Below are 4,991 nucleotides of genomic sequence, written 5' to 3'. Positions count from 1 at the left end.
CCATCGGCACGCCAGCCTGCTCCGCGAAGTCGCGTAGCGCCTTGGCCTTACCGGGCCGATCGACGATGGTGCCGACCACCCGGCCGGTGAGTATGCCGTCGACGATCTCTAGCTCATTGGCCGCGACGAAGTCCAGCATCAGCTCGTGTGCGAGCGGCTCGATGATCCGCCGAAAGCCTCCGGACACCACCCCGCAACGAAAGCCCAGCCGTCGCAGCGTCCGCAGCGTGGTCCGGGCACCGGGCATCAGCTCCAACTGATCGGCCACCTCATCGATCACCGTGGCGGGCAGACCCGCCAAGGTGGCCACCCGCCGCTGCAACGACTCCGCGAAATCCAGCTCACCGCGCATCGCGGCCTCGGTGATCGCGGCGACCGTCCCTAGCGCGCCCGCTCGGGCCGCCAGCATCTCGATCACCTCGCCCTGGACCAGGGTGGAATCGACGTCAAACACAATGAGTCGTTTGGTGCGCCGGGCCAGACCGTAACCCTCCACCGCCACGTCGACATGCTCCGCGGTGGCCACCCGGTTGAGGGCCGTCCGCAGCGGTCCCGCGGCTTCCAACGGCGCCGAGACTCGCAACTCCAGCCCGGTAACCGGGTAGTCGGAGATACCTCGAATGACGTCGATATTGACGTCCAGCGCCGCGACCTCACGCGCTACCGCACCGAACGCCCGGGCGGTAATCGGACGGCCCAGCACGAAAATCGTGTGGGTCGACGGTTCCCGGATGATCGGCACGTCGTCGCTGCGCTCGATCGTGACGTCGAGACCGACCCGGTGAATCGCGGCCTGCACGTCGTCTCGCAACGCGGTACCGTCGGCGACTTCCGGCGGGCACGACACCAGCACACCCAACGTGAGCCGGCCCCGAATCACCACCTGCTCGACGTTGAGCAGCTCGACCCCGTGCCGCGACAGCACCGCGAAGAGCGCTGACGTCACACCTGGCTGATCCACGCCGGTGACGGTGATCAGCACCGACACCTTGGGTGGTGTGTTCACCCCTGAAATGCGCCGCTCATCTGACAACGTCCGCCGCGCCGCATCAGTGCGAACTCACCTCGGCGAGCTCCTCGGCGTGACGGCGCCCAACGTGCGCCTCGGCGCGCAATCGTTCCACCATGTGCGGGTAGTGCAGCTCGAACGCCGGACGCTCCGAACGAATCCGGGGCAGCTCGGTGAAGTTGTGCCGCGGCGGCGGGCAACTGGTCGCCCATTCCAGCGAGTTGCCATATCCCCACGGGTCGTCGACGGTCACCACCTCGCCGTAGCGCCAGCTCTTAAAGACGTTCCACACGAACGGGAACATTGAGGCACCCAGGATGAAGGCCCCGATGGTCGAGACCACGTTGAGACCCTGGAAGCCGTCGGTGGGCAGGTAGTCGGCGTAGCGCCGGGGCATGCCCATGTCGCCCAGCCAGTGCTGCACCAAGAACGTGGTGTGGAAACCGATGAACGTCAGCCAGAAGTGCAGCTTGCCCAGCCGCTCGTCGAGCAGCCGACCGGTCATCTTGGGGAACCAGAAGTAGATGCCGGCAAACGTGGAGAACACGATGGTGCCGAACAGCACGTAGTGAAAGTGCGCGACGACGAAATAGCTGTCGGTCACGTGGAAGTCCAGCGGCGGGCTGGCTAGCAGCACACCGGTCAAACCACCCAACAGGAAGGTGACCGCGAAGCCGACCGAAAACAGCATCGGCGTCTCAAAGGTCAACTGGCCCTTCCACATGGTGCCGACCCAGTTGAAGAACTTGATCCCGGTCGGCACCGCGATCAAATACGTCATAAACGAAAAGAACGGCAGCAGAACGGCTCCGGTGGCGAACATGTGGTGCGCCCACACCGCGACCGACAACGCAGCGATCGACAGCGTCGCGTAAACCAGTGTGGTGTAGCCGAAGATGGGCTTGCGGGAAAAGACCGGAAAGATCTCTGAGACGATCCCGAAGAACGGCAGCGCGATGATGTAGACCTCGGGGTGACCGAAGAACCAGAACAGGTGCTGCCACAACAGGACTCCGCCGTTGGCCGCGTCGTAGACATGGGCTCCCAGGTGGCGGTCGGCGGCTAGCCCGAACAGCGCGGCGGTCAGCAGTGGGAACGCGATCAGCACCAGGATGGACGTCACCAGGATGTTCCAGGTGAAGATCGGCATCCGGAACATCGTCATCCCGGGTGCACGCATGCAGACCACGGTGGTGATCATGTTGACCGCACCCAAGATGGTGCCCAGACCGGCGACGATCAAACCCATAATCCACAGGTCGCCGCCGGCACCGGGCGAGTGGATCGCGTCGGTCAACGGTGTATAGGCGGTCCAGCCGAAGTCGGCGGCCCCGCCTGGTGTGATGAAACCGGCCATCCCCATGGTGGCGCCGAACAAGAACAACCAGAACGAAAAGGCGTTCAGCCGTGGGAATGCCACGTCGGGTGCGCCGATTTGCAGCGGCAACACCAGGTTGGCGAAGCCGAACACGATCGGGGTGGCATAGAACAACAACATGATCGTGCCGTGCATGGTGAACAGCTGGTTGAACTGTTCATTCGACAAGAACTGCAGACCAGGTGCGGCCAACTCGGTACGCATCAGCAGCGCCAGCAGGCCGCCCACAAAGAAGAAGATGAAGCAGGCAACGCAATACATGATGCCGATCATCTTGTGATCGGTGGTGGTGATCAGCTTGTAGACAAGGTTCCCTTTGGGACCGGTGCGGGCCGGATATGGACGGATGGCCTCGAGTTCTCCCAACGGGGGCGCTTCGGCTGTCAACAGCTCCTCCAAACATCCATTCCGGACAGGGGCGCACTACGCATCCAGTGATGATCGCAAGCGCGGCGAAGCCGGGCGCAGCGGGTCATCACCATCGACACAGAGACGAATCTTAGCCCCCGGAGAGGTGGGCGGTAGGTCTGGTCCTACGAACTGTCGTAAATACCTCACCGGAGCCGTCCCGCGGGCTGCTCTGACCAACCCCCGGTTCGCCCGCATGGCGTCGAGTGTGCTCGCAGAGCGTCGACTGTGCGGCCAGGGCGGGTCAATCGCGAAATTCCCGCCCTAAATGCACACTCAAAGCCGCCAGAACACACTCGATGCACCGCGACAGCGTCATCCGTGTCGCGCCGGTCGCGATAGGGCCGGATGTTAACGTCGAGCGCGTGCTGTTCGGCGTGAGGCGACCCAGATTGGCCGCGGCCGCGCTGACAGCAATGGCAACCGTGACGTGCAGCGGCTGCGGTTCCGAGCAGCCGCCCACCAGCGCGTCGCGATCGCTGCTCACCCCCACCACCCAAATCGCGGGGGCCGGTGTGCTCGGAAATGAGCGCCAGCCGGACCAGGCGTGCGCGCCAGAGCCGGCCGCGGTCGATCCGGGGCCGCCGACACGGCCGGCCCACAACGCCGCGGGAGTCAAACCAGATGTGACCCAGGTGCCGGCCGAGGCACAGCGCATTGTGGTGCTTGCCGGTGACCAGCTCGATGCGCTGTGCGCGCTTGGCTTGCAATCCCGAGTCGTCGCCGCCGCATTGCCGGACGGCTCCGCAAGCCAGCCCTCCTACCTGGGCAACGCCGTACATGGCCTGCCCGGCGTGGGTACCCGCAGAGCCCCGGACCTGGGCGCTATCGCGGCGGCTCAACCGGATCTGATTCTGGGCTCTGCAGGCTTGACGCCGAAGTTGTATCCACAGCTGACGGCGATCGCCCCGACGGTGTTCACCGCTGCACCGGGCGCAGCCTGGGAAGACAACCTTCGTGGTGTCGGTGCCGCGACGGCGCGCAGCGATGCCGTAGACGCATTGATCACCGGCTTCTCCCAACGGGCTACCCAGATCGGGGCCACTCATGACGCAACCCACTACCAAGCGTCCATCGTCCAGCTGACCACCAACACCATGCGGGTTTACGGATCCAATAACTTCCCGGCCAGCGTGCTTGCCGCGGTCGGAGTGGACCGGCCCGCGGCACAGCGATTCACCGACAAGGCTTATATCGAGATCGGCACCACCGATGCCGATCTCGCGAAGGCGGATTTCGCGGGCTTCTCAATGGCGGACGCTGACATCGTCTACGTGTCGTGCGCGTCGGCGGCCGCCGCGGAGCGCGCCGCCACCGTCCTGGACAGCGGCCCGTGGCGCAAGCTGTCCGCCAATCACGACAACCGGGTCTTCATCGTCAACAACGAGGTGTGGCAAACCGGCGAGGGCGTGGTCGCAGCCCGCGGCATCGTCGATGACCTACGGTGGGTCAACGCGCCAATCAACTAGGTGCCCGCGAGAGTGCAATGGGCGACGCATCGCCCGAGAGGCGCGGTCGATAGCTGCACTCTCGCGGCTAAGCTCGTGATGTGCCTACTGTTTCCGCCTACGCCGCCACGTCGGCGACCGAACCGCTGACCAAGGTCACCATCAACCGACGCGACCCGGGTCCACACGACGTCGCGATCCAGATCAAGTTCGCCGGGATCTGCCACTCCGACATCCACACCGTCAAAGCTGAGTGGGGCCAACCGAATTACCCGGTGGTCCCAGGCCATGAGATCGCCGGGGTGGTGACCGCGGTGGGCGCTGAGGTCACCAAACACAAGGTCGGCGACCGCGTCGGCGTGGGCTGCATGGTGGGCTCCTGCGGTGAATGCCGCAGCTGTCTGGCCGGGCTCGAGCAGTACTGCAAACCAGGCGCGACCTTCACCTACAACTCGATCGGCAAAGACGGCCAGTCAACCCAAGGTGGCTACAGCCAGGCCATCGTCGTTGACGAAAACTTCGTCGTACATATCCCCGATGCGCTACCGCTGGACGCCGCCGCGCCGCTGCTGTGCGCGGGCATCACGCTCTACTCACCGCTTCGGTATTGGAACGCGAAGCCGAGCACGCGGCTCGCGATCATCGGTTTGGGTGGTCTTGGACACATGGGTGTCAAGCTGGGCGCGGCGCTGGGCTGCGACGTGACGGTGCTGTCGCAGTCACTGAAGAAGATGGAGGACGGACTGCG

The 4,991-nt window shown here is 64.7% G+C and carries 4 protein-coding genes; 2 read left to right on the top strand and 2 right to left on the bottom strand.

Annotation, left to right across the window (positions count from 1 at the left end):
* Positions 1-1,006 (bottom strand): phosphoserine phosphatase SerB (gene serB / locus AC2VOU_RS15155; RefSeq protein ID WP_486958122.1); only part of this gene is annotated, 1,006 nt, incomplete at its 3' end.
* 43 nt (positions 1,007-1,049) lie between these two features.
* The gene (ctaD, locus tag AC2VOU_RS15150; protein WP_047313430.1) at positions 1,050-2,774 is read right to left on the bottom strand and encodes an aa3-type cytochrome oxidase subunit I; all 1,725 of its coding nucleotides are present in this window, start codon (positions 2,772-2,774) and stop codon (positions 1,050-1,052) included.
* A gap of 437 nt (positions 2,775-3,211) precedes the next feature.
* Between ctaD and AC2VOU_RS15145 the strand changes: the two genes are divergently transcribed.
* Both AC2VOU_RS15145 and AC2VOU_RS15140 read left to right on the top strand, forming a co-directional pair.
* Positions 3,212-4,264, top strand: a complete 1,053-nt coding sequence (locus AC2VOU_RS15145; RefSeq protein WP_054881029.1) for an iron-siderophore ABC transporter substrate-binding protein — start codon at positions 3,212-3,214, stop codon at positions 4,262-4,264.
* 80 nt (positions 4,265-4,344) lie between these two features.
* Positions 4,345-4,991: NAD(P)-dependent alcohol dehydrogenase (locus AC2VOU_RS15140; protein ID WP_486958121.1), on the top strand; the 647-nt coding region annotated here is incomplete at its 3' end.

The organism is Mycobacterium sp. TH-M25, assembly GCF_057473665.1.
The sequence above is the reverse complement of the archived record's forward strand: the minus strand, read 5'-3'. Positions and strand labels throughout refer to the sequence as shown.

Bases quoted from the DNA above. Each gene is read 5' to 3' on its own strand.
- AC2VOU_RS15145 (WP_054881029.1), top strand. From the start codon at position 3,212: ATGGCAACCGTGACGTGCAGCGGCTGCGGTTCCGAGCAGCCGCCCACC.